20 protein-coding genes are annotated in these 26,780 nt (G+C 51.8%); 19 read left to right on the top strand and 1 reads right to left on the bottom strand.

Going from position 1 to position 26,780, the window contains the following annotated elements; genetic code table 11:
- Window positions 1-126 precede the first annotated feature (126 nt).
- From rsmH to lpxC, 14 genes are all read left to right on the top strand, one after another.
- Complete coding sequence (gene rsmH / locus CAG64_RS21990; RefSeq protein WP_161457507.1) at window positions 127-1,077, top strand: 16S rRNA (cytosine(1402)-N(4))-methyltransferase RsmH; 951 nt, start codon at window positions 127-129, stop codon at window positions 1,075-1,077.
- A 5-nt stretch (window positions 1,078-1,082) separates the two neighbouring features.
- The gene (ftsL, locus tag CAG64_RS21985) at window positions 1,083-1,400 is read left to right on the top strand and encodes a cell division protein FtsL (protein WP_021706962.1); all 318 of its coding nucleotides are present in this window, start codon (window positions 1,083-1,085) and stop codon (window positions 1,398-1,400) included.
- Window positions 1,397-3,139 carry a penicillin-binding transpeptidase domain-containing protein gene (locus CAG64_RS21980; RefSeq protein WP_021706963.1) on the top strand — a complete coding sequence of 581 codons (1,743 nt, stop codon included), beginning with the start codon at window positions 1,397-1,399 and terminating at the stop codon, window positions 3,137-3,139. Before ftsL ends, CAG64_RS21980 begins: the two co-directional genes overlap by 4 nt.
- 12 nt (window positions 3,140-3,151) lie before the next feature.
- Window positions 3,152-4,639 (top strand): UDP-N-acetylmuramoyl-L-alanyl-D-glutamate--2,6-diaminopimelate ligase, encoded by a 1,488-nt coding sequence (murE, locus tag CAG64_RS21975; RefSeq protein ID WP_161457506.1) that lies wholly within the window; start codon window positions 3,152-3,154, stop codon window positions 4,637-4,639.
- Entirely contained in the window at window positions 4,636-5,997 is a 1,362-nt protein-coding gene (murF, locus tag CAG64_RS21970; RefSeq protein WP_161457505.1) for a UDP-N-acetylmuramoyl-tripeptide--D-alanyl-D-alanine ligase, read from the top strand. Before murE ends, murF begins: the two co-directional genes overlap by 4 nt.
- Window positions 5,994-7,076 (top strand): phospho-N-acetylmuramoyl-pentapeptide-transferase, encoded by a 1,083-nt coding sequence (gene mraY / locus CAG64_RS21965; protein WP_021706966.1) that lies wholly within the window; start codon window positions 5,994-5,996, stop codon window positions 7,074-7,076. Before murF ends, mraY begins: the two co-directional genes overlap by 4 nt.
- 37 nt (window positions 7,077-7,113) lie before the next feature.
- Complete coding sequence (gene murD, locus CAG64_RS21960) at window positions 7,114-8,427, top strand: UDP-N-acetylmuramoyl-L-alanine--D-glutamate ligase (protein WP_202601074.1); 1,314 nt, start codon at window positions 7,114-7,116, stop codon at window positions 8,425-8,427.
- An 18-nt stretch (window positions 8,428-8,445) separates the two neighbouring features.
- Window positions 8,446-9,645 (top strand): cell division protein FtsW, encoded by a 1,200-nt coding sequence (gene ftsW / locus CAG64_RS21955; RefSeq protein WP_161454590.1) that lies wholly within the window; start codon window positions 8,446-8,448, stop codon window positions 9,643-9,645.
- Window positions 9,632-10,693: an undecaprenyldiphospho-muramoylpentapeptide beta-N-acetylglucosaminyltransferase gene (murG, locus tag CAG64_RS21950; protein ID WP_161454591.1), complete on the top strand. Its 1,062-nt coding sequence runs from the start codon at window positions 9,632-9,634 to the stop codon at window positions 10,691-10,693. The genes ftsW and murG overlap by 14 nt, the downstream gene beginning before the upstream one ends.
- A gap of 11 nt (window positions 10,694-10,704) precedes the next feature.
- Window positions 10,705-12,171, top strand: coding sequence for a UDP-N-acetylmuramate--L-alanine ligase (gene murC / locus CAG64_RS21945; RefSeq protein WP_161457503.1), 1,467 nt, complete (start codon window positions 10,705-10,707; stop codon window positions 12,169-12,171).
- A gap of 176 nt (window positions 12,172-12,347) precedes the next feature.
- A complete protein-coding gene (locus tag CAG64_RS21940) occupies window positions 12,348-13,106 on the top strand; it encodes a cell division protein FtsQ/DivIB (RefSeq protein WP_021706971.1) in 759 nt (252 codons plus the stop codon).
- 16 nt (window positions 13,107-13,122) lie between these two features.
- Entirely contained in the window at window positions 13,123-14,385 is a 1,263-nt protein-coding gene (ftsA, locus tag CAG64_RS21935) for a cell division protein FtsA (RefSeq protein WP_021706972.1), read from the top strand.
- Window positions 14,386-14,415: 30 nt separating this feature from the next.
- Window positions 14,416-15,633, top strand: coding sequence for a cell division protein FtsZ (ftsZ, locus tag CAG64_RS21930; RefSeq protein ID WP_021706973.1), 1,218 nt, complete (start codon window positions 14,416-14,418; stop codon window positions 15,631-15,633).
- A 98-nt stretch (window positions 15,634-15,731) separates the two neighbouring features.
- On the top strand, window positions 15,732-16,649 hold the full coding sequence (gene lpxC, locus CAG64_RS21925; RefSeq protein ID WP_161454593.1) for a UDP-3-O-acyl-N-acetylglucosamine deacetylase: 918 nt from the start codon (window positions 15,732-15,734) through the stop codon (window positions 16,647-16,649).
- Window positions 16,650-16,732: 83 nt separating this feature from the next.
- Here lpxC and CAG64_RS21920 read toward each other — a convergent pair whose 3' ends face one another.
- Complete coding sequence (locus tag CAG64_RS21920) at window positions 16,733-17,188, bottom strand: DUF721 domain-containing protein (RefSeq protein ID WP_161457519.1); 456 nt, start codon at window positions 17,186-17,188, stop codon at window positions 16,733-16,735.
- Between the two features lie 322 nt (window positions 17,189-17,510).
- Here CAG64_RS21920 and secA point away from each other — a divergent pair, with 322 nt between their 5' ends.
- From secA to carB, 5 genes are all read left to right on the top strand, one after another.
- Window positions 17,511-20,237: a preprotein translocase subunit SecA gene (secA, locus tag CAG64_RS21915; RefSeq protein ID WP_021706976.1), complete on the top strand. Its 2,727-nt coding sequence runs from the start codon at window positions 17,511-17,513 to the stop codon at window positions 20,235-20,237.
- A gap of 97 nt (window positions 20,238-20,334) precedes the next feature.
- Entirely contained in the window at window positions 20,335-20,733 is a 399-nt protein-coding gene (gene mutT, locus CAG64_RS21910) for an 8-oxo-dGTP diphosphatase MutT (RefSeq protein ID WP_161454595.1), read from the top strand.
- Between the two features lie 98 nt (window positions 20,734-20,831).
- The gene (gene dapB / locus CAG64_RS21905) at window positions 20,832-21,641 is read left to right on the top strand and encodes a 4-hydroxy-tetrahydrodipicolinate reductase (protein ID WP_021705977.1); all 810 of its coding nucleotides are present in this window, start codon (window positions 20,832-20,834) and stop codon (window positions 21,639-21,641) included.
- A gap of 481 nt (window positions 21,642-22,122) precedes the next feature.
- Window positions 22,123-23,262 (top strand): glutamine-hydrolyzing carbamoyl-phosphate synthase small subunit, encoded by a 1,140-nt coding sequence (gene carA, locus CAG64_RS21900; protein ID WP_021705976.1) that lies wholly within the window; start codon window positions 22,123-22,125, stop codon window positions 23,260-23,262.
- Window positions 23,263-23,279: 17 nt separating this feature from the next.
- Window positions 23,280-26,510 (top strand): carbamoyl-phosphate synthase large subunit, encoded by a 3,231-nt coding sequence (gene carB, locus CAG64_RS21895; protein WP_021705975.1) that lies wholly within the window; start codon window positions 23,280-23,282, stop codon window positions 26,508-26,510.
- Window positions 26,511-26,780 lie beyond the last annotated feature (270 nt).

Genomic DNA, 26,780 nt, shown 5'->3' with positions numbered 1-26,780 from the left:
TCTGAAGCCACTAAACTTAGCGCAATATCACGTGATGGCAGCGATAGCAGTGGCGATATAGTACTAAATCAGTACACTTAACCTTTACCTGTTTTCATGGTTCAGCCCAAGCTAGACGAGATAACGATGACCGAATCTTTCCAACATATTTCCGTATTGCTCCACGAATCCATCGAGGGACTGGCGATCAAACCTGACGGCATTTACATCGACGGTACGTTCGGACGTGGTGGCCACAGTCGCACCATCTTGTCTCAGCTCGGGGAAAACGGTCGTTTGTACAGCATTGACCGTGATCCTCAGGCGATCGCGGAAGCGAAAACCATCGATGATCCTCGTTTTACGATTGTGCACGGTCCGTTTTCTGGAATCGCGCACTACGCCAAACAACATGGCCTAGCGGGTAAAGTCAATGGTGTTCTGTTTGACCTGGGGGTATCGTCACCACAACTGGATGACGCCGAACGTGGCTTCAGTTTTATGAAAGACGGACCACTGGATATGCGTATGGATCCAACCTCTGGTATTCCGGTCTCGCAGTGGTTGATGGAAGCGGATTTGGATGACATTACCTGGGTGATCCGTGAATTTGGTGAAGACAAGCACGCGCGCCGCATTGCCAAGGCGATCGTGGCTTACCGTGAAAACGAAGAGAACGAGCCGCTGACACGCACCAGTCAGCTGGCCAAATTGATCTCGGATGCGGCGCCAAAGAGCTTCAAAGAGAAAAAACATCCGGCGACCCGAGCCTTTCAGGCATTTCGTATTTACATCAACAGTGAGCTGGAAGAGATTGATACCGCGCTGAAAGGGGCAGCGGAGATCCTGGCACCGCAAGGGCGTCTGTCGGTGATCAGTTTTCACTCTCTCGAAGACCGTATGGTTAAACGCTTCATTCGTAAAGAGAGCCAAGGGCCCCAAGTCCCACACGGTATTCCGATGACAGAAGCACAGATCCAGGCGTTGGGCAGTGCCAACATGAAAGCCATTGGTAAGGCGATCAAACCGTCCAAACAGGAAATTGAACTCAATCCTCGTTCACGCAGTTCCGTACTGCGCATAGCTGAAAAACTATAACACGCATGAGTAAAGACACGCCTAACCTGGCCAAATTGATTGGAGCGGATCTGCTGACCGTGGGTCGCATCCCGATGTTACTGCTGATATTGATTTTCGCCAGCGCCATGGGCGTTGTGTTTATGACCCACCACACCCGAGAGGCCATTTCAGAAAAAGACGTGGCGCAGGCTGAACGTGAACGACTCGATAACGAGTGGCGTAACCTGTTGCTGGAAGAGACCGCTCTGGCGGAGCACAGCCGGGTGCAGTCTGTGGCCAAAGACGAGCTGGATATGCAACGTCCGGATTCCGAGAAAGAAGTGATCGTGACGCTAAAATGACCAAGAAAAAAGCCAAACCGGCCAAGAAGCCGTCCAATACTCGTAAAGTCCTGGAAGATAAGCCGATTCTGATCCAGTGGCGTTTTTACCTGGTGTTGTTTTTTGTCTTTTTAGCCTTTGCGGTGCTGGTCGTACGCATTGCTTACATACAGGTCATTGAACCGGACAACCTGATCCGCGAAGGCGATTTGCGCTCGGTGCGAGCCAAGACTCTCCATTCCGCCCGTGGGATCATCTCTGATCGAAATGGAGAGCCGCTGGCGGTCAGTGTGCCGGTACAAGCGGTGTGGGCCGACCCGGTAACCATTTTTAAACAAGGCGGGCTGAAAGACATTGAACGCTGGTACGCGCTGGCGGACGTGCTCGGCCTGAAACGTCAGGATTTGATCGATCGGGTCAACGGGAATCAGACACGCCGCTTTATCTACCTGCAGCGTCAGGTCAGTCCGGCGATGGCCAAATACATCCGCGAACTTAAATTGCCGGGTATCGGACTGAAAGCCGAATCCCGGCGTTACTATCCGGCGGGAGAAGTCAGTGCACACTTAGTCGGTGTGACCGGCATTGATGGTCACGGTCTGGAAGGCGTGGAACGCAGCTACGACAAGTGGCTCACGGGTGAGGCGGGCAAACGCATCATCCGGAAAGATCGTTACGGCCGGGTGGTGGAGAACATCTCACTGGAAGAGCGTGAAGAAGGTAAACCGCTCAAGCTGACCATCGATCAGCGCATTCAGGCGATTGCGTACCGGGCGATCAAGCAGGCGGTAGCCGATTATCGTGCGACGTCCGGCTCGGCGGTGATCCTGGACGTGAAAACGGGGGCGGTACTGGCGATGGTGAACGCACCGTCTTATAACCCCAATAATCGCGAAGATCGTCAGCCGTTTAAAATGCGTAACCGCATCATCACAGATGCGATGGAACCGGGCTCGACGGTTAAACCGTTTGTGGTTCTGGCCGCCTTGGAAAACGGGACCGCGAACAAGGATACCGTGATCGATACTGGGTACGGCATTATGCGCATCGGTGGAAGCCGGGTTCGGGATACCTCGAAAGTCGGCAAAGCGGACTTGCGCACTATCTTGAAAAAGTCGAGCAACATCGGGGTGGCGAAGCTGGCGCTGGGGATGCCGCTGGAATCGTTGCTTGGCATGTACAGCTCCATTGGTTTTGGCGAAGTGTCCGGACTGAATCTGGTCGGAGAGACCACCGGTATTTTCCCCAACCGGCGACGTTGGTCACAATTTGAGATCGCTACACTGGCGTTTGGTTACGGTATTTCCATCACGCCGCTGCAACTGGCGCATGCGTATGCCACATTAGGTAATTATGGTAAGTACCAGCCGATCCATATTATTGAGAACAATGATCAGGACTTATCACGTCAGGTGATGGATCATGACAAAGCCAAGCTGGTGCTAAACATGCTCGAATCGGTGACTCAGCCGGGCGGTACGGCGACCAAAGCTGCCGTGCCGGGCTATCGTGTGGCGGCCAAAACCGGTACCTCGCGCAAAGCTGCGGTGGGTGGTTACAGTGATGAATACGTGGCTCTGACTGCTGGCTTGGCGCCGGTCAGTAATCCTCGGGTTGCCATGGTGGTCGTGGTGAACGAACCGCAAGGCGACCAGTTTTACGGTGGTTCGGTTGCAGGTCCGGTCTTTTCCGAAATCATGAAAGGCACACTGCAAATTCTGAACGTGGCACCGGACGAGAATCGATTTAAAGAAAAATAAGAGAGAAGCAGGATGACTTCCGCAATCACACTTTCGGGGCTATTGTCTCCCTGGATCCGTTTGGATGATCCACACCTTGCCGCGATGCCCGTTGCTCATTTGGAACTGGACAGTCGTAAAGTGGCCACTGGCGATGTGTTTGTCGCTGTGATCGGTCACAGTGTCGACGGACGTCGTTTTATCCCGGCCGCGATAGAACAGGGCGCGGCGGCGGTGATTGCGCAGGCGTGTGAGCGGTATCCTCATGGTTATATTGACAGCCAGCACCGTGCTCCGGTGATTTACCTGGCGGATCTGAATCAACACCTGTCTCATCTCGCCGGGCGTTTGTACACCAGCCAAGGCAATGCCCTGATCGGGGTTACCGGTACCAACGGTAAAACCACCATTACCCAATTGATAGCACAGTGGCTGACATTACTGGGCAAGCGTGCCGCGGTGATGGGCACGACCGGGAACGGCTTCTTGGACGCTCTCAAACCGGCGGCCAACACCACTGGCAGCGCGATTGATATTCAACGTTCGTTAAGTGAACTTACCCGACAGGGCGCGGAATATACCGCGTTGGAGGTCTCTTCTCATGGTCTGGTGCAGCAGCGAGTCAAAGCGCTGAACTTTGCGGTCGGGGTGTTCTCTAACCTCAGTCGTGATCACCTTGATTACCATGGCAGCATGGAAGAGTATGCCCGGGCTAAATTCAGCCTGTTCACTGAACACTCCTGCCAGCACGCAGTGATCAACGTGGATGATCCGGTCGGAGCCGATTGGGCCGACGCGTTGCCAAACGCTGTGCGCGTCTCGCTCAAAGCGCAGACGAGCGGTGACCACACCGTCTATGCCGAGCAGATCGGGTATGCCGAAAGTGGTATCAAAATTCAATTCAACGGCTGTTTTGGCGCAGGCACTTTGCAGGCGCCGTTGATCGGTAAATTTAACGCGTCTAACCTGATGCTGGCATTCGTCAGTCTGATGTGTCTGGGTTTTGACATTCAGCAGTTAATCCTGACGGCGCCCCAACTGAAACCTGTCCTCGGGCGGATGGAACTCTTCCAAACCACTGACAAAGCTAAAGTAGTGGTCGACTATGCTCATACTCCGGACGCGCTGGAGAAGGCGCTTAACGCCCTGAGGGTGCACTGTCAGGGCAAGCTGTGGGGGATATTCGGCTGTGGTGGGGATCGCGACCGTGGCAAACGGCCGATGATGGCAGAAATTGCCGAACGTCTGGCGGATCACGTGATCCTGACCGATGATAATCCGCGCAGTGAAGACCCGGCCGCCATCATGACGGATATGCTGGCAGGTATGCAGCGTCCTCAGAGCGCGATCGTTCAGCACAGTCGTTTCAAGGCGCTGCAACATGCCCTCACGCACGCAGCGGCTAACGACATCATCTTATTGGCCGGCAAAGGCCATGAGGATTATCAGATCATCGCCAATGACACCATCCATTACTCAGATCGCGAATCTGCTCAGACACTGTTAGGACTGAAGGAATGATTACAGCCTCGTTAACTCAGCTTGCTGAAGTATTGAATGCCGAACTGATTGGCACCAACTGTGAGATCCACAGTGTTTCGACGGACACCCGACACATCGAGGCTGGTGCGCTGTTTGTCGCTCTGAGCGGTGAGCGTTTTGATGCCCACGATTTTGTTCCGCAGGCGATCGATGCTGGTGCCGCGGCACTGCTGGTCAGCCGCAAGCTGGACGTTGCTGCACCGCAACTTTGTGTTAAGGATACCCGTCAGGCGCTGGGTGCGCTCGCGGCCTGGGTGCATCAACAATGCCAGACACCGACGCTGGCGATCACCGGTAGCTGTGGCAAAACCACGGTTAAAGAAATGGTGGCTGGTATTCTGGCGGCGCAGGGAGAAGTGCTGTTTACCGCCGGTAACTTTAATAACGACATTGGGGTGCCGCTGACGCTGCTGCGCTCGCGCCCGCAAGACAAGTTCGCCGTGATTGAGCTTGGCGCAAACCACGTGGGTGAAATTGCTTACACTACACAACTGGTCAAACCCAGTGTTGCTCTGGTGAACAATGTGGCCGCAGCGCACCTGGAAGGGTTTGGTTCTCTTGATGGCGTCAAACGCGCCAAAGGCGAAATTTATCAGGGATTGGCGGCCGGCCAAACGGCGATCGTCAACTTGGACAGCAACGGTGGCGCTTACTGGGACGAGGTCCTGTCAGACAAGGTGGTTAAAACCTTCTCGCTCAGCGATCCCCAGGCGGACTACTATGCCAGCGATATTCGCTTAAACGCCGCCGGAGAGGCGCAGTTTCGTCTGCATACACCGGGCACCCAATTCGATGTCAGTCTCGGCATCGTTGGTCAGCACAATGTTGCCAACGCATTAGCCGCGACAGCGCTGGCGTGTGAGTTCGGCGCGAGTGTTGAGCAGATACAGCAGGGGCTGAGTCAGTTGGCCAACGTTAAAGGACGGGTTGAAGTTGTCGCGCTGAGCGACAAACTGAAGCTGATTGACGACAGTTACAATGCCAGTGTGCCGGCGATGAAAGCCGCCGCGGATCTGCTCGGCAGTTTCGCCGCAGAGCGCTGGCTTATTTTAGGTAATATGGCGGAGTTGGGCGATGAAAGCCTTGCACTTCACCGCCAAGTCGGGGAACATGCTGCCCCATTCAATTTTGAACATGTGTTGACGTACGGCCGTGACGCTAAAGTGATCAGTGAAGTCTGTAATGGCATTCATTTTGATTCACATGACAGCATGATCGCCTACATCGAGCAGCAACTGGAACAACAGAGTGAGCAGGCTCATACCTTGTTGATCAAGGGCGCGAACAGCGCCGGTATGAGTCGTGTAGTGGCTGCTTTAAAGGAGAAATTTTCATGATTATTTGGCTCGCGGAACTACTCCAGCCATACTTTTCATTCTTTCGATTGTTTGAATACCTGTCATTCAGAGCGATCGTCAGCATTCTGACTGCCTTGGGCCTGTCTTTGTGGATGGGGCCGCGACTGATCAAACGCTTGCAATTGTTGCAAATTGGTCAGGTGGTGCGCAACGAAGGACCGGAATCTCATTTTAGTAAACGTGGCACCCCAACCATGGGCGGGATCATGATCCTCGCGGCGATCATCATCACGGTATTGCTGTGGACCGATTTGTCGAATCCGTATGTGTGGGCTGTGCTGGCCGTGCTGCTTGGCTACGGGGCGGTTGGTTTTGTTGATGACTACCGCAAAGTCGTGCGCAAAAACACTGATGGTCTGGTGGCGCGCTGGAAATATTTCTGGCAATCGGCGATTGCGCTGGTGGTGGCCTTTGCACTGTATGCGCATGGTAAAGACACTGCGGCAACTCAGTTGGTGGTGCCATTTTTCAAAGACATCATGCCGCAACTTGGGCTGATGTACATTGTTCTGACCTACTTTGTGATTGTGGGCACCAGTAATGCGGTCAACCTGACCGATGGTTTGGATGGTCTGGCGATCATGCCGACTGTACTGGTGTCGGCCGGTTTTGCAGCGATTGCCTGGGCAACCGGTAACGTTAATTTTGCCAACTACCTTCATATTCCGTATGTCCCTCAGGCGTCGGAGCTGGTGGTGGTGTGCACCGCAATCGTGGGAGCCGGACTGGGCTTCTTATGGTTCAACACGTATCCGGCACAAGTATTCATGGGCGATGTCGGCTCACTGGCACTGGGCGGCGCGCTGGGCACCATTGCAGTGCTGGTTCGTCAGGAATTCGTTCTGGTGATCATGGGCGGGGTATTTGTGATGGAAACGCTGTCGGTGATCTTACAAGTCGGCTCGTACAAGCTGCGGGGTCAGCGTATTTTCCGTATGGCCCCGATTCACCATCATTATGAGCTGAAAGGCTGGCCGGAGCCGCGCGTGATTGTACGTTTCTGGATCATTTCCATCGTGCTGGTGCTGATTGGCCTGGCGACGCTGAAAGTCCGTTAAGTTATTGTTGAAGATAGATTACTGAGAATTTATGGCTATGGAACGTTGGCAGGATATTGAGAAAGTCGTGGTGGTCGGTCTGGGTATAACTGGGCTGTCGGTTGTGAAGCACTTACTTTCTCTGCCTCATTCTTTGCAGATCAAGGTTATTGATACCCGAGATAACCCGCCCGGAAAAGAGGATCTGCCGACGAACATCCCGCTCCATCAAGGCAGCTGGAAAAGTGACTGGTTGCTGGAGGCGGATTTGATTGTTGCGAATCCGGGGATCGCACTCAAGACCCCTGATATCCAGCAGGCGCGGGAGGCTGGGATTCCGGTTGTCGGTGACATTGAACTGTTTGCTTGGCAGGTGGACAAACCGGTGATTGCCATTACGGGGTCGAACGGTAAGAGTACCGTGACCGACCTGACAGGGGTGATGGCCCGTGCTGCCGGGGTGAATGTTGGCGTCGGTGGCAACATTGGCGTACCGGCACTCGATTTGCTCAACGAAGACGCGGATCTGTACGTGCTGGAACTGTCCAGTTTTCAGTTGGAAACCACATCCAGCCTGAAACTGCAGGCGGCAGCATTCCTCAATTTGTCGGAAGATCACATGGATCGCTACGAGGGGATGGACGATTACCGTCAGGCAAAACTGCGCATTTTCCGTCATGCTTGTCACTGCATCGTGAACAGACAAGACCCGGCGACCTATCCCGAGCAGGGTGCAATCACCGAATTTGGCCTGTGCGCCGCAGCGGACTTTGGTCTGCAGTTTGTCAATGGGGAAGAGTATCTAATGAGCCGAGGCACGCCGCTGCTGCCGTCCTCTGCGTTGACTCTGGTTGGACGCCATAACGTTGCCAACGCGTTGGTGGCGCTGGCGCTGTTGGATGCGGCGCAGGTCGACATCACGGCCACACTGGAAGCGCTGCAAGCATACAATGGCCTGACTCATCGTTGTCAGGTGGTGGCGGAGCAACATGGCGTCAAGTGGGTAAACGATTCCAAAGCGACCAATCTGGCCAGTACTCTGGCTGCGCTCTCCGGGCTGGAATGCCCGGGCAAACTCTACCTGCTGGTCGGCGGGGTAGGCAAAGGAGCGGATTTTTCAGCACTCGCGCCAGTGCTGGCAACCATGAATGTGCAGTTGTGCTGTTTTGGCGCCGATGGCGGAGCATTTATGCATTTGCATCCGTCGGCAAAACGCTTTGACTCAATGGGCGAAATCATGGCGGCGATTGCGCCGGAACTGACGTCTGGCGATATGGTGATGCTTTCGCCTGCCTGTGCCAGCTTTGATCAGTTCAAAAACTTTATGGCCCGTGGTGATGCCTTTACGCAGTTAGCCAGACAATACGCATAACCTCAGGTACCCGAGACGATGTCGATTAAGCAAGTACTGCACAGTATCCGCCGCTGGTTTTCTCATCCGGCTCCCGACGCGATGTTTGACCGTCAGTTGGTGTGGATTTCGCTCGGACTGATGCTGACCGGGTTGGTGATGGTGACGTCGGCGTCATTTCCGATCAGCTCACGCCTGACCGGACAACCTTTCCACTTTATGTTTCGCCATGCCCTGTTTCTGGCGCTGGCGTTGTCCGCTGCGACTGTCATTGTTCAGGTTCCGATAGAGCGCTGGATGCGTTACAGCTCAGTGTTTCTTGGGGTCTCATTCATCCTGCTGATTGTGGTGCTGCTGGCGGGTAAGTCAGTCAACGGCGCCTCACGCTGGATTCCGCTTGGCTTATTCAACTTACAGCCTGCTGAGGTTGCCAAACTGTCGCTGTTTATCTTTATGTCCAGTTATCTGGTGCGCAAACAGGACGAAGTCCGTGAAACCTTTTTTGGCGGCTTCCTGAAACCGATCATGGTATTCGGTGCTTTGGCGGTGCTGCTGCTGGGGCAGCCTGACTTGGGGACTGTGATCGTGATGCTGGTGACCTTGTTCGGCATGCTGTTTATCGCCGGGGCGAAACTCTCTCAGTTTATCGCACTGATGGTGGCCGGGATTCTCGCGGTGATCGGCTTGATCGTTGCCGAGCCTTACCGGATGCGCCGAGTGACCTCGTTTCTTGACCCATGGGAAGATCCGTTCGGCAGCGGCTATCAGTTGACGCAATCGCTGATGGCGTTTGGCCGCGGCGAATGGATGGGGCAAGGCCTCGGCAACTCCATTCAGAAGCTGGAATACCTGCCGGAAGCTCATACCGACTTTGTGTTCGCCGTGCTGGCTGAAGAGCTGGGCTTTATCGGCGTTATTCTGGTGCTGATGTTGATATTCGCTCTGGTGATCAAAGCGGTGCTGATCGGTAAAAAAGCGTTTGAACATGAACAGAATTTTGGCGGTTACCTCGCCTTTGGTATCGGCATTTGGTTTGCTTTTCAGACCATGGTTAACGTCGGCGCCGCAGCGGGCATTGTGCCAACCAAAGGTCTGACATTACCGCTGATCAGCTATGGTGGCTCGAGTCTGATCATCATGTCGGTGGCAGTGGCGATTCTGCTGCGTATCGATTTTGAATGCCGCCTGCTGGATAAACACAAACTTGCAATAGAAACTGAGCCTGATGAAACAAAATAAACGTCTGATGGTAATGGCCGGTGGGACCGGGGGGCACGTCTTCCCCGGACTGGCTGTTGCACACAAACTGCAGCAACAAGGCTGGGATATTCGCTGGCTGGGAACCGCCGATCGTATGGAGGCGGATCTGGTGCCCAAACACGGTATCGATATCGATTTTATTCGCGTTAAAGGACTGCGGGGGCAAGGCGTACTGCGTCTGCTGAAAGCGCCGTTTCAGATCGTGAATGCCATTCTGCAGGCCCGCCATTATATGAAAGCCTGGCAGCCGGATGCGGTACTGGGCATGGGCGGTTATGTCAGTGGCCCCGGGGGCATTGCTGCCTGGACACTGGGGATCCCAGTGGTGTTGCATGAGCAAAATGCCGTCGCCGGATTGACCAACCAATGGTTGTCCAAAGTGGCGAAGAAAGTTTTTCAGGCTTTTCCGGGCGCCTTCCCGCAAGCTGAAGTGGTTGGCAATCCGGTCCGTGATGATGTGGTGCAACTGCCGCCTCCGTCGGAGCGCATGCGGGATCGTACCCAGCCGGTTCGTATTCTGGTGATGGGGGGCAGTCAGGGGGCTCAGATCCTGAACCGTACTTTGCCAGAGGTGATGGCAACGCTGGGTGACGGCTACGTTATCCGTCATCAGGCGGGAAAAAACAACCAACGCCCGGTACAAGAGGCGTATCAGCAAGCCGGAGTCACTAACGCAGAGGTGATCGAGTTTATCGATGATGTGGCGCAGGCTTACGCCTGGGCTGATCTGCTGGTGTGTCGCTCAGGTGCCTTGACGGTATCGGAAGTGTCAGCTGCCGGTGTGGGCGCGATCTTCATTCCTTTCATGCATAAGGATCGCCAGCAGGCACTGAATGCTGACCACCTAGTCGAGTGCGGGGCGGCAAAAATGATTGAACAGCCACAACTGACCGTCGACAGCCTAACCCGAGAGATTCAGGCACTGGATCGCAGCCAACTGACCGCCATGGCAGAGAAAGCCCGGGCAGCGGCTAAACTCAACGCGGATCAAGTTGTGGCGGACGCCATCGTAGCGCTAACCAAATAGAGAACGAGCATATGACGATACAACACACTCAAGACCTTGCTCAGATCCGGGCGATTGTTCCGGAAATGCGCCGTGTTAAATGCATCCACTTTATCGGCATCGGTGGTGCCGGTATGAGCGGTATCGCTGAAGTCCTGCTCAACGAAGGTTATCAGATCACCGGATCGGACCTGGCGGAGAATGCCGTCACTGAGCGCCTGCAAAGTAAGGGCGCGCAAGTGTACATCGGACACCAGGCGCTGAATGTGCAACACGCCAGTGTGGTGGTGGTCTCTACGGCGATCAATGAAGAAAACCCGGAAATCATCGCCGCTCGTGAACGACGCATTCCGATTGTTCGCCGTGCTGAAATGCTGGCGGAGCTGATGCGTTTCCGTCACGGCATTGCTGTCGCCGGGACGCATGGCAAGACCACTACGACGGCCTTAGTGACGCAAATTTACTCAGAAGCCGGTCTGGATCCAACGTTTGTGAATGGTGGACTGGTAAAAAGCGCCGGGACTAATGCCCGTCTAGGTTCAAGCCGAATTTTGATCGCTGAAGCCGACGAAAGTGATGCGTCTTTTCTTCACTTACAGCCGATGGTCAGCATCGTCACCAATATTGAAGCCGATCACATGGACACTTATGGCGGTAACTTCGATACTCTCAAACAGACGTTCATTGATTTTCTGCACAACTTGCCGTTCTACGGTCAGGCGATTTTGTGTATTGACGATCCTGTGGTGCGTGAACTGATCCCGCGCGTCAGCCGTCAGGTGATCACTTATGGCTTTTCGGCCGACGCTGATGTGCGGATTGAAAATTACCGTCAGGAAGGTCAACAGGGCAAATTTACTGTCGTGCGTCAGGGACGCAAAAATTTGGATATTACGCTGAACATTCCAGGACGTCACAACGCCCTGAATGCCTCTGCGGCGATTGCGGTGGCAACCGAAGATGATATCGATGATGCGGCGATCCTGGCGGCTATGGCTGGTACTCAGGGGACCGGACGCCGGTTTGATCATCTGGGCGAGTTTGATACCGGCAACGGCCATGCCATGTTGGTGGATGACTATGGCCACCATCCGACGGAAGTAGACGTGACCATCAAAGCGGCGCGCAGTGGTTGGGTGGACAAACGTCTGGTGATGGTATTTCAGCCACACCGCTACAGTCGTACCCGCGATCTGTACGATGATTTTGCCAATGTGCTCGATCAGGTGGACGTGTTGATCATGCTGGACGTCTACGCCGCAGGGGAAAAACCAATCTCCGGTGCTGATAGCCGTTCGCTGTGCCGGACCATTCGCAGCCGTGGAAAACTGGAACCTATATTTGTGCCTGACAGTCAAACTCTGCCCGCGGTATTAGCTAATGTTTTACAAGATGGTGACTTAGTATTAACGCAAGGCGCGGGTGATGTTGGCAAAGTAGCAAAGCAATTAGCTGCACTGGAACTGAATATCGAGAAAATGCAGAACGCGGAAGAGTAGATTGGATATTTCGAAGATTTAAACACAATTCGTATTTAAAGCTTCGATTTCTCAATTTCAATATTTGCTACTTTCACTTACCTCAGTATAATCCAAAGGTTAAAGTAAGTGCTTTTACCTCTATTACGAAAAAGGAATAGGGAAATATTGCAGGCTAATGGCAAGGACAACGGACTTTGATTAAAAGTGCTTTAAATGAAGGCCGTTGGTTACCCAATTATCCACTAGTCAGACAACATGCCACAGGCGGCTGTTTTCTGCTGGTGGTTTTGTTGTTGATTGGCTCAATGCTCTATTCAACACTGTCATGGATGTGGGACGATCAACGATTACCCCTGTCTAAGATTGTGTTACAAGGCGATTTGGAATACGTCACGGCTCAGGATGTCCAGCGCGCGTTCGCGAAGCTGGATCACATCGGAACATTTATGTCGGAAGATATCGATGGACTGCAGAATACCGTACAAACCATCCCTTGGGTTGCGCATGCTTCCATTCGTAAACAGTGGCCTGATACCATCAAAGTGTTTTTGACGGAGAATCACCCGGCCGCGATATGGAATGGGACCGCACTGCTGAATGACAAAGGTCAGGTGTTTAACGGCGATGTCGGTAAACTGAAAGAGGAGCGAGTGAAACTTTACGGTCCGCAGGGATCCAGTGAAGAAGTTCTCTCGGTCTGGAAAGATATCGAGCCGCGTTTTCAAACTCTGGGGCTGAACATCAGCTCGTTAGTATTAAACGAACGCCGAGCCTGGCAAATCATATTGGAGAATGGCATTCGTCTGGAATTGGGCAAAGAATCGCTCGAAGAAAGGATCGAACGTTTTTTATTCCTGTATAAGAAATTAGGTAGCGAGGCTGAAAAAGTCAGCTACGTCGACCTCAGGTACGATACCGGAGCCGCCGTTGGTTGGTTCCCGAAAGAAGAGTAAGCACAAGAGAACTCAGATGACTAAGACTGCAGATGACAGCATTATTGTTGGTCTCGATATAGGCACTGCAACCGTATCAGCTCTGGTCGGTGAACTGCTCCCTGATGGTCAGATCAACATTATTGGTGCCGGTACCAGCCCATCACGTGGGATGGACAAAGGCGGCGTCAACGATCTGGAATCGGTCGTGAAGTCGGTTCAGCGTGCCATTGACCAGGCTGAGTTGATGGCAGAATGCAGCATCAGCAATGTGTTTATTTCTCTCTCCGGCCGCCATATCGCGAGCCGGATTGAAAAAGGCATGGGCACCATTTCTGAGGAAGAAGTTTCTCAGGATGATATGGATCGCGCCATTCATACTGCGAAATCGATCAAAATTGGGGATGAACAACGCATTCTTCACGTGATCCCGCAGGAATTTACCATAGACTATCAGGAAGGGATCAAAAATCCGCTTGGTTTGTCTGGGGTTCGGATGGAAGTGAGTGTTCACCTGATATCATGCCACAATGACATGGCACGGAATATCATCAAAGCGGTTGAACGTTGCGGTCTGAAAGTGGAACAACTGGTCTATTCGGGCCTGGCGTCTAGCAACGCCGTGATTACCGAAGATGAACGTGAGTTGGGTGTCTGCGTCGTCGATATTGGCGCGGGTACGATGGATGTGTCCATCTGGACTGGCGGCGCGCTGCGCCACACCGAAGTATTCTCTTATGCGGGTAACGCCGTGACCAGTGACATCGCGTTTGCGTTTGGTACTCCGGTCAGCGATGCAGAAGAGATCAAAGTAAAATATGGCTGTGCTCTTAGTGAGCTGGTCAGCAAGGATGATACGGTTAACGTTCCTAGTGTTGGCGGTCGCCCGTCGCGCAGTTTACAAAGACAAACCTTGTCTGAGGTAATTGAACCTCGCTACACTGAACTTATGGGACTGGTTAATCAGACGATCGATACTGTTCAAGAAAAACTGCGTGAGGATGGCATTAAACACCATTTGGCAGCAGGGATTGTGCTCACCGGCGGGGCGGCACAAATTGAAGGTTTGGTCGAGTGTGCGGAACGGGTATTCCGCAACCAAGTCAGAGTCGGCAAGCCACTGGAAGTGAGCGGGCTCACAGATTATGTAAAGGAGCCGTACCATTCTACGGCAGTTGGTTTACTTCATTACGCAAGAGACAGTCGAATTAACGACGATACCGAGTATAACGAGCCGAAGCGCCAGTCCATGTCGGGATTGTTAGGTCGTTTGCGTAACTGGATACAGAAAGAATTTTAACCTGAGCAGCAGGAAAGGCGGAGATAACACATGTTTGAACCGATGATGGAAATGTCTGACGATGCAGTAATTAAAGTCGTTGGAGTAGGTGGTGGCGGCGGTAACGCTGTCGAACACATGGTGCGTGAGTCCATCGAAGGTGTGGAATTCATCAGTGTTAACACGGATGCACAAGCACTTCGTAAAACAAGCGTAAACACAGTGATTCAGATTGGTGGCAACATCACTAAAGGTCTGGGTGCGGGCGCTAACCCTCAAGTCGGGCGTGAAGCCGCTCTCGAAGATCGCGATCGCATTAAAGAAGTGCTGACCGGTGCCGATATGGTATTTATCGCAGCGGGTATGGGCGGTGGTACTGGTACTGGTGCTGCTCCTGTTATCGCAGAAGTGGCAAAAGAACTGGGTGTTCTGACTGTCGCAGTGGTGACCAAGCCTTTCAGCTTTGAAGGTAAAAAGCGTCTTGCTTTTGCCGAGCAGGGGATCGAAGAGCTGTCTAAACATGTGGACTCTCTGATTACGATTCCAAACGAGAAGCTTCTGAAAGTACTGGGTCGCGGCGTCACTCTGCTTGAAGCCTTTGCCAGCGCGAATGATGTACTGAAAAATGCTGTTCAGGGTATTGCTGAGTTGATTACTCGTCCTGGCATGATCAACGTCGACTTTGCTGACGTTCGTACTGTGATGTCGGAAATGGGTCACGCCATGATGGGCAGCGGTGTCGCGAAAGGCGAAGACCGTGCTGAAGAAGCGGCAGAAACCGCTATCTCCAGCCCGCTACTGGAAGACATCGATCTGGCAGGCGCTCGTGGTGTGCTGGTTAACATCACGGCGGGTCTGGATATGCGTCTGGATGAGTTTGAAACTGTGGGTAACACAGTGAAAGCCTTCGCATCTGACAATGCAACAGTGGTTATCGGTACATCGTTGGATCCTGATATGACGGAAGAAATCCGCGTCACCGTGGTCGCCACGGGTATCGGCAACGAGAAAAAACCAGACATCACTTTGGTGGCTGGCGGTAAGGCAAAAGTCGCACCAGTTGCTCAACCACAGCAAACTGCACCAGTTGTTCCTCAGCAACCTGCAGCCAAAGTGGAAGAGAAGCCGGCACAACCTTTGCAGCAGGAAAAACCACAAGTCAGCCAGCCAGCGGCATCGAGCTCGTCTAATCAGGCAGCCGCACCGAAAGCTGAGAAGGAAAGTGGTTACTTGGATATACCAGCATTCTTGCGTCGTCAGGCTGATTAAGAAATCATCATAATTTGACACTGTTCAAAATTATGGTAGCATACCCGGTCAATGGCATCATCGGCCGTGGTTTGTAGCACTTATATAGAGGCAAGTAGATGATCAGACAACGTACTCTGAAAGAAATAGTGAAAACAACTGGTGTGGGTCTCCACTCTGGTCGTAAAGTCACGCTTACTCTTCGCCCTGCCGCTGCAAACACTGGGGTTGTGTACCGTCGTACCGATCTCAATCCACCGGTTGATTTCCCGGCGAACGCAGAATCTGTACGCGATACTATGCTGTGTACCGCTTTGGTCAATGACGAAGGCGTGCGCATCTCGACTGTTGAGCACTTGAACGCGGCTTTGGCAGGAATGGGGATCGATAACGTCGTCATCGAAGTGGATGCGCCGGAGATCCCAATCATGGACGGTAGCGCGAGCCCGTTTGTGTTCCTGCTTCAGCAAGCCGGTATTGAAACGTTGAACGTACCTAAACGTTTTATCCGTATTAAAAAGCCAGTGCGCATCGAAGATGGCGACAAGTGGGCTGAATTGGTACCGTTCAACGGTTTCCGTATGGACTTCGAAATTGAGTTCAGCCATCCGGCGATCGACTCTGACGAGCAGCACCTGCGCTTCGACTTCTCTTCACAAGGGTTTGTGAAAGAGATCTCTCGCGCTCGTACGTTCGGCTTTATGCGTGATATCGAATACCTTCAGGCACAGAATTTGTGCTTGGGCGGCAGCTTCGATAACGCGATCGTATTGGACGATTACCGTATTCTGAACGAAGACGGCCTGCGTTTTGAAAACGAGTTTGTAACCCATAAAGTGCTGGATGCGATTGGTGACCTTTACATGTGTGGTCATGCGATCGTGGGTGAATTCCGTGCCTTTAAATCCGGTCATGGTCTGAATAACCAGTTGCTGCGTGCGGTACTGGCGGATCAGGAAGCATGGGAATGGGCAACGTTTGAAGAAGAAGCGGGTTCTCCAGTTGCGTTTGCAGAGCCAAATATGGTTCTGGCGTAACGGCAAAATAGATTATAAAAAAACCAGACCTGAGGTCTGGTTTTTTTACATCCGAATTTTGTGATTTGGGCAATACTGATGGTTTATTTGCGTGACAGTTTGGCGATATTTTCCAGGCGCTGTTTGATTTTGTCCGGCGCATTTTGCGCAATAGTACGCAGATAAGCGGCCGCACAGTCTGAAATCGGCGGTCTGGGCGGAGCACTCTGCTTCTCTTCTGCGATGCTTCTGACTCGGTAGAGATCCGGATTGATCCTGATCTCTATACTGATCAGACGAGCGTAACCCTGATGGCGCAGCTGGTTCAATAAATGCAGCCGATCGCGGTCAAGCTTCATTTTGATCGCTGCACTGGCGACTTCAAGCACCAGCACACTGTCTTTCAGGTTTGCTACCCGGCAATGATCCGCCGCGTTGGCAGGCAACAGAGATTGGAGGATCCGGTTGATCGCCAGGATCTCTTCTGCATGCGCCTGTAGCTGGCTCATTTTGGATTTCGCCAGAATGGTGTCGGTGGAAGTAGGGCGGTGGTCTCTCATCATTGCAATCTAAACTTCGATTTACAGTTAGTGTAATCCAAGCTTTGCCCAGAAGATAGGGGCGTCAGTGACCAATTGTTCATCAAATAATTGATAAAAAATAAGTCCGCTTCAAACAAATGGCCTTGATGATGGTTGTTTGCGGAAAAATTCCTTAAACTAACGGCCGCAAATTGTAACTTTTGCCTTGAAATACAGTATTCTCATCACAATATCTCATGTGATACATGATTTATCTCAGTATTCTTAGTTCAAGACTGGTAGAGACTGAAGGCAAAAAAGTAGACCTAGGGAAGGTCTAAGAAAGAGAGATTCATAGCAAATGATAACTAAGCTACTGACAAAAGTAATTGGTAGCCGTAATGACCGTACATTGCGTCGCCTTAGAAAGATTGTAAAAGAGATCAATAATTACGAGCCGAGTTTTGAAGCTCTGTCTGATGACGAGCTGAAAGCGAAAACCGTTGAGTTCCGTGAGCGCCTGGAAAAGGGTGAAACACTCGACCAACTTCTACCAGAAGCTTTTGCTACCGTTCGTGAGGCATCGAAACGTGTTTTTGGCATGCGCCACTTCGACGTGCAGATGATTGGTGGTATGGTGTTGAACGCAGGCCAAATTGCTGAGATGCGTACCGGTGAAGGTAAAACGCTGACGGCCACTTTGCCAGCTTACTTGAATGCACTGCCAGGTAAAGGCGTTCACGTTGTCACGGTGAACGATTACCTTGCCAAGCGTGATGCTGAGACTAACCGTGCGCTGTTTGAATTCCTGGGTATGACCGTTGGCGTCAACGTGCCGAACATGCCGCCGCATGAGAAAAAAGCAGCGTATCAAGCGGATATTTTATACGGAACAAATAACGAATTTGGTTTTGACTACCTGCGCGATAACATGGCGTTTCGTAGTGAAGACCGTGTTCAGCGCGATCGCTTCTTTGCGATTGTCGATGAGGTGGACTCCATCCTGATCGATGAAGCGCGTACGCCACTGATCATCTCTGGTCCTGCTGAAGACAGCTCAGAACTCTACACCCGAATCAATACACTGATCCCACATCTGCAGAAGCAAGATAAAGAGGATTCAGAAGAGTACCGCGGTGATGGTCACTACACCGTGGATGAAAAGTCGAAACAGGTTCATCTGACTGAGACTGGTCAGGAGTTTGTTGAAGAACTGCTGGTCAAAAACGGTTTGATGGAAGAGGGGGATACGCTCTACTCACCAACCAACATCAGCTTGCTGCACCATGTGAACGCGGCGCTGCGTGCCCACGTGTTGTTTGAGCGCAACGTTGACTACATCGTGACAGACGAAGGCGAAGTGGTGATCGTGGATGAACACACCGGTCGTACTATGCCGGGCCGTCGTTGGTCTGAAGGTCTTCATCAGGCAGTCGAAGCCAAAGAAGGCGTCAAGATCCAAAACGAAAACCAGACACTGGCCTCCATCACTTTCCAGAACTACTTCCGTCTGTACGAGAAGCTGTCGGGTATGACAGGGACGGCGGACACGGAAGCGTTCGAATTCCAGTCGATTTACGGCTTGGAAACTGTGGTGATTCCAACCAACAGACCGATGATCCGCAACGATATGCCTGATGTGGTTTACCGCACCGAAGGGGAAAAATTCGCGGCGATCATTGAAGACATCAAAGAGCGCGTGGCGAAAGGCCAGCCAGTACTGGTGGGTACGGTATCGATTGAAAAATCAGAGTTGCTGTCTAACGCGTTGAAGAAAGCCAAAATTAAGCACAACGTACTCAACGCCAAATTCCACGAAAAAGAAGCAGAAATCGTCGCAGAAGCGGGGAAACCGGGCTCGGTGACCATTGCCACCAACATGGCGGGTCGTGGTACCGATATCGTGCTGGGTGGTAGCTGGCAGGTCAAAGTGGAGTCAATGGAGAACCCGACTCAGGAACAGATTGATGCCATCAAAGCTGAATGGCGTCAGGTGCACGATCAAGTGCTGGAAGCGGGCGGTTTGCATATTATTGGTACTGAACGCCATGAATCACGTCGTATCGATAACCAGTTACGTGGTCGTTCTGGTCGTCAGGGGGACGCCGGTTCGTCTCGCTTCTACCTGTCGATGGAAGACTCCCTGCTGCGGATTTTTACCTCAGACCGGATGGCGAGCTTGATCCAAAGTGGTATGGATGAAGGTGAAGCGATCGAATCCAAGATGCTGTCGCGTTCGATTGAAAAAGCCCAGCGTAAAGTGGAAGGTCGCAACTTCGATATCCGTAAACAGCTGCTTGAATTTGACGATGTCGCCAATGACCAGCGTAAAGTGGTTTATGAGCTGCGCGATGAACTGATGAGCGTTGATGACATCAGTGACATGATTGAACAGAACCGCCTCGATGTGTTCACGTCGGTGATCGACGAATACATCCCACCTCAGTCTCTGGAAGACATGTGGGAAGTGGAAGGTTTGCAAGAGCGTTTACGTAACGACTTCGATTTGGATCTGCCAATTAAACAATGGCTGGAAGAAGACGACAAACTGTACGAAGAAGCGTTGCGTGAGAAAATCATCGATGCGGCTGTTACGGTTTACAAAGCCAAAGAAGAGACCGTAGGTGAAACTGTCCTGCGCAACTTCGAAAAATCGGTGATGCTGCAAACGCTCGATACCTTGTGGAAAGAGCATCTGGCGGCGATGGATCATCTGCGTCAGGGGATCCACCTGCGTGGTTACGCGCAAAAGAACCCGAAACAGGAGTACAAACGTGAATCGTTTGAACTGTTCGAGGGCTTGCTGGATTCACTCAAGTTTGATGTGATTGCCATCCTGTCGAAAGTACGTGTACAGCAACAGGAAGAAGTTGAGCGGATGGAAGCTCAGCGTCAGGCGCAGGCAGAAGAAGCCGCTCGTCGTGCTCAGGCGCAACACGCTGCGGCGGAAAACCCGCTCTCCGACGGTGAAGAAGAGTCGGGGGCGCATCAACCTATGGTGCGTGATGAGCGTAAAGTGGGTCGTAATGAGCCTTGCCCGTGCGGCAGCGGTAAAAAATACAAACAGTGCCACGGTAAAATTGCTTAATTACCGGGCGGTTTGCCTGTTAAAAAGAGTCGCGTTGAGCGGCTCTTTTTTTAAGTAAAATCTGCGCATAAGTGGCGTGGGAAGTAGGAAGAGAACAATGAAACGCATTCATATTGTGGCCGGGATTATTTTCAATTCAGATAAGTCACAGATTTTTATTACCAAACGCCCAAGCGACAAGCACAAAGGTGGCTTCTGGGAATTCCCGGGAGGCAAAGTCGAAGTGGGCGAAAGCATTGAACAGGCGCTGATCCGTGAGCTGCATGAAGAAATCGGGATTGAGTCGACGCAACTGGCGCCTTACGTACACCTCGAATACGATTATCCGGATAAGTCACTCAAGTTCGATTTTATGACGGTGACCGAGTTCGACCATCAACCGTTTGGTAAAGAGGGACAGGAAGGGCGTTGGATTGATGTGGCAGAGCTGGCGAACTACACCTTTCCGGAGGCAAATGTGCCGGTCCTAGAGCAGGTATTAAAAGAGTTCTCATAAGCGCTGGTCACCCACAGCGAATATTGTTAGTTTTAAGGCAACAGAGACACACCGTCTGATGAGGATCAGCCGGGCAGAAAAGAACGGAGAACAAAGCAATGGTAAAAATTGCGATTGCAGGTGCGGCAGGACGCATGGGACGCAATCTGGTGAAAGCGACTTTACAGAATCAGCAAGCCCGATTTGGTGCAGGCTCCGAGCGTCCGGAATCTTCACTGGTTGGTGTAGACGTGGGCGAGTTGTGTGGTGAAGGTAAGCTGGAGATCGCTCTGGTTGATGATTTGGAAAAAGTGATTGATCAGTTTGATGTGATCATCGATTTTACTGCCCCTGCCAGTACGTTGGCGAATCTGGAGCTGTGTCGTAAGCACGCTAAGAAGCTGGTTATTGGTACCACAGGTTTCAGTGACGAGGAGCGGGCGCGCATTGACGAAGCCGCCAAGACTGTACCAGTGGTGATGGCGCCCAACTATTCGGTTGGGGTTAACCTAGTCTTCAAGCTGCTGGAGAAGGCAGCCAAGGTGATGGGCGACTATTGTGACATCGAAATCGTTGAAGCGCACCATCGGCATAAAGTGGATGCTCCTTCTGGAACGGCGATTGGTATGGGTGAAGCCATTGCCGAGGCAATGGGAAACAAGCTGAACGATGTGGCGGTGTATGCCCGTGAAGGGATCACTGGTGAGCGTACTCGTGATGAAATCGGTTTCGCCACTATCCGTGCCGGTGATATCGTCGGTGAACATACAGCCATGTTTGCGGATATTGGTGAACGAGTGGAGATCACTCACAAAGCGACCGATCGGATGACTTTTGCAAACGGCGCTGTCAAAGCTGCGGTGTGGCTGAACAGTAAACCCGCGGGTTTTTATACCATGACGGATGTGCTCAACCTCAATGAGCTTTAATACATAATTATTCGCCGGCGTAAGCCGGCTTTTTGTATTTAGACTCCTGTGACCGAATAAATTAACTTGCCTTAATGCGCGAAAAATGAACGTGTTTTGTGTTAGTTTTGTTGTTTTTGAGTGGTTTTTTGGTTTTGGTTGCTAAAAAATGCACTGTTCTGGTGGTGATTAACGTTTGCGTTTTTGTGTAAAGATTTTGCCGGATTGTTTTGATTGCTGGAGGAAGTTAATTTAAACTTTGCTTATTCAATTCGCATAACCATTGAACAAAACATCTCTTTTTAAGCGTTTTGTTCCTGTTTTTACCCGTGTGTCTGAAAAAGTAAATTTTATTTTTGAGTGAACATTGACACGGCTCATATGCGTCTTTAGAATACCGCCAATTTGTCTGAATTCCTCGAAAGAGCTATTTTACGGCGTTAAGGAAGGCAAAGTTGCAGTTTAATTTATAATTTATGCATTTTTATTCTTGGAGGTTGTCTTGAGTAAGTCAGCACTGTTAGTCCTAGAAGATGGGACAGTGTTCCACGGAGTTTCCATTGGAGCAGATGGCACGTCCGTTGGTGAAGTCGTTTTTAATACCTCGATGACGGGGTACCAAGAAATCCTCACTGATCCTTCCTATTCTCAGCAAATCGTTACTCTTACTTATCCTCACATTGGCAATACCGGCACCAACGCCGAAGACGAAGAATCCTCTTCCATCCATGCACAAGGCCTTGTGATTCGCGATCTCCCCCTCATCGCTTCCAACTTCCGCAGTGAACAATCCCTTTCTGATTACCTTAAATCACAGAACATCGTTGGCATCGCAGATATTGATACGCGTAAGCTGACTCGCATTCTGCGTGAGAAAGGCGCACAAAACGGCTGCATCATGGCCGGTGACAATCTGGACGAAGCTCTGGCGCTGGCCAAAGCAAAAGAATTCCCCGGCCTGAAAGGTATGGACCTTGCGAAAGAAGTTACAACAAAAGAAGCGTATCAATGGAAACAGGGCTCGTGGACGCTCGAGGGTGGACTTCCAGAAGCGAAAAACGACAGCGACTTGCCCTACCACGTTGTGGCGTACGACTTCGGTGCAAAACGCAACATCCTGCGCATGTTGGTTGACCGCGGCTGCCGCCTGACGGTGGTGCCTGCTGAAACTTCAGCAGACGACGTTCTGGCCCTCAACCCTGACGGTGTTTTCCTGTCAAACGGCCCAGGTGACCCAGAGCCATGTACTTACGCGATTGAAGCAACCAAAGCATTCCTTGATAAAGGCCTGCCGGTTTTCGGTATCTGTTTAGGACACCAAATTCTGGCGCTGGCGTCGGGGGCCAAAACGGTGAAGATGAAATTTGGTCACCATGGTGCTAACCACCCAGTGAAAGACTTAGATCGCAACGTTGTGATGATTACTTCGCAAAACCATGGTTTTGCCGCTGATGAAGCAACGTTGCCGGAAAATCTACGTGCTACTCACGTCTCGCTATTTGATGGCTCGCTACAAGGTATCCACCGTACTGATAAGCCAGCATTCAGCTTCCAAGGTCACCCAGAAGCGAGCCCGGGTCCACATGACGCGGCGCCGCTTTTCGACCACTTTATCGAACTAATCAAACAACACAGCGCTTAATTTTGGAGTAGTAGATAATGCCAAAACGTACTGACATTCAAAGTATTCTTATTCTTGGTGCTGGTCCGATTGTTATCGGTCAGGCCTGTGAGTTTGACTACTCTGGCGCACAAGCGTGTAAAGCCCTGCGTGAAGAAGGCTACCGGGTTATTCTGGTGAACTCGAATCCTGCCACCATCATGACTGATCCGGAAATGGCGGATGCGACCTACATCGAACCAATCCAGTGGGAAGTGGTACGCAAGATCATCGAGAAAGAGCGCCCGGACGCGGTACTGCCAACCATGGGTGGTCAGACGGCGCTTAACTGTGCTCTGGATCTGGAGAAGCACGGCGTTCTTGAAGAGTTCGGCGTAGAGATGATTGGTGCCACGGCTGACGCGATTGATAAAGCCGAAGACCGTTCTCGCTTCGATAAAGCGATGAAGTCTATTGGCCTTGAGTGTCCTCGCGCCGATACCGCGAAGACCATGGAAGAAGCTTACAAAGTGTTAGACATGGTTGGCTTCCCTTGCATCATCCGTCCGTCGTTCACTATGGGTGGTACCGGTGGCGGTATCGCATACAACAAAGAAGAGTTCGAAGAAATCTGTCGCCGTGGTCTGGATTTGTCTCCGACCAACGAACTGCTTATCGATGAATCGCTGATCGGCTGGAAAGAGTATGAGATGGAAGTGGTTCGCGACAAAGCGGACAACTGTATCATCGTATGTTCTATCGAGAACTTTGACCCAATGGGTATCCACACCGGCGACTCCATCACAGTGGCACCAGCGCAAACACTGACCGACAAAGAATACCAGCTGATGCGTAACGCATCGCTAGCGGTGCTGCGTGAAATCGGTGTAGAAACCGGTGGTTCAAACGTACAGTTTGGTATCAACCCGAAAGATGGCCGTATGGTTATCATCGAGATGAACCCACGTGTATCTCGCTCGTCTGCTCTGGCCTCAAAAGCCACCGGTTTCCCAATCGCGAAGATTGCCGCGAAACTGGCGGTGGGTTTTACCCTGGATGAGCTACAGAACGACATCACCGGCGGTGCAACGCCAGCATCATTCGAACCAACTATCGACTACGTCGTGACTAAGATTCCTCGTTTTAACTTCGAGAAATTTGCGGGTGCGAATGACCGTCTGACTACTCAGATGAAGTCGGTGGGTGAGGTGATGGCGATTGGCCGTAACCAGCAGGAATCTCTGCACAAAGCGCTGCGTGGCCTAGAAGTGGGCGCGACTGGCTTTGATGAAATGGTGGATCTCGAAGCGCCAGACGCACTGACTAAGATTCGTCATGAGCTAAAAGAAGCGGGTGCAGAGCGTATCTGGTACATCGCGGACGCATTCCGTGCGGGGATGTCAGTCGATGGTGTGTTCAACCTGACGCAAATCGACCGCTGGTTCCTGGTGCAAATCGAAGAGCTGGTGAAACTGGAAGAGCAAGTCAAAGCGGGCGGTTACGCGGGTTTGACTAAAGAAGTACTTCGTCAGATGAAACGTAAAGGTTTCTCAGATGCGCGCCTGTCGAAACTGCTGGGTGTGGCCGAGAGCGAAATCCGCCGTGCGCGTGAACAGTTCGATATTCACCCGGTTTACAAACGTGTGGATACGTGTGCGGCTGAGTTCTCTTCAGATACAGCTTACATGTACTCATCTTACGATGAAGAGTGTGAAGCGAACCCAACTGACAAAGACAAGATCATGGTTCTTGGCGGCGGTCCAAACCGTATCGGCCAAGGTATCGAATTCGACTACTGTTGTGTACACGCGTCACTGGCGCTACGCGAAGACGGTTACGAAACCATTATGGTGAACTGTAACCCTGAAACCGTATCGACGGACTACGATACGTCTGACCGCTTGTACTTCGAACCCGTCACACTGGAAGATGTACTGTCTATCGCTCGCGTTGAAAAACCAAAAGGTGTGATTGTTCAGTATGGTGGTCAAACACCACTGAAACTGGCTCGTGCCCTGGAAGCGGCAGGCGTGCCAATCATAGGTACCAGTCCTGATGCGATTGACCGAGCGGAAGACCGTGAGCGCTTCCAGGCTGCCGTTGAGCGTCTGGGTCTGCTTCAGCCGCAAAACGCGACAGTCACCACGATGGAGCAGGCGATTGAGAAGTCGAAAGATATCGGTTTCCCACTGGTTGTCCGTCCGTCTTACGTTCTGGGCGGCCGTGCGATGGAAATCGTTTACGACGAGCAAGATCTGCGTCGCTATTTCAACGAGGCGGTCAGTGTATCCAACGAGTCGCCAGTCCTTCTCGACCGTTTCCTGGATGATGCGACGGAAGTGGATATCGATGCTATCTGTGACGGCGAACGCGTGGTGATTGGCGGTATCATGGAGCACATCGAACAAGCGGGTGTCCACTCCGGTGATTCTGCATGTTCACTGCCTGCATACACGCTCAGTCAGGAAATTCAGGACAAGATGCGTGAGCAAGTTGAGAAGCTGGCGTTCGAACTGGGTGTACGCGGTTTGATGAACACGCAGTTTGCGGTGAAAGACAACGACGTTTACCTCATCGAAGTGAACCCGCGTGCTGCGCGTACGGTACCATTCGTATCGAAAGCGACTGGAGCACCTCTAGCGAAAATCGCGGCGCGTGTAATGGCGGGTCAATCTCTAGAGTCTCAGGGCTTTACCAAAGAGATCATTCCTCCATACTACTCAGTGAAAGAAGTGGTGCTTCCATTCAACAAATTCCCTGGTGTTGACCCACTATTGGGCCCTGAAATGCGCTCAACCGGTGAGGTCATGGGTGTGGGTACGACGTTTGCTGAGGCTTACGCAAAAGCGGAACTTGGCTGTGGCGCGGTTTACCCTGAAGGTGGTCGTGCGCTTCTGTCGGTGCGTGAAGGCGACAAAGAGCGTGTGGTTGACCTGGCGTCTAAGCTGGTCAAGCTGGGTTACCAGTTGGATGCAACCCACGGTACCGCCGTGATTCTTGGCGAAGCGGGTATCAACCCACGTCTGGTGAACAAAGTACACGAAGGTCGTCCACACATTCTTGACCGGATCAAGAACAACGAATACACCTACATTGTCAACACGGCTGCTGGTCGTCAGGCTATTGAAGATTCGAAAGTTCTGCGCCGCGGCGCATTGGCTGAGAAAGTGAACTACACCACAACGTTGAACGCCGCGTTTGCGACCTGCATGGCGCACACCGCTGATGCGAAAACGTCGGTCACTTCTGTTCAGGAGTTGCACGCTAAGGTGAAACAAAGCCTGGCGTAATCCAATAATACAATAAGCCTCGATGTTAGGCTTATACGACAACCTCATTGCCCGCTCTCTGAGCGGGCTTTTTTTGTATAGAGAAAACCCCCAGCTAGGCTGGGGGTTCCGTAAAGCTTACAGCTATAAGTTAGTTATATAACCCCTTTCAATTTGATAAAAACGTCTTGTGGTCTGGCAACTGCAAGAGTTAATTAAGAATTGAAAGGGGGTCCCAATGGGGGACGAAAAGAGCTTAGCGCACACGCGATGGAATTGTAAATATCATGT

Origin of the sequence: Vibrio sp. V38_P2S17PM301, assembly GCF_009904845.1 — a bacterium.
GTDB lineage: Bacteria > Pseudomonadota > Gammaproteobacteria > Enterobacterales > Vibrionaceae > Vibrio > Vibrio proteolyticus.
This window is presented reverse-complemented; position numbering and strand designations above follow the sequence as displayed.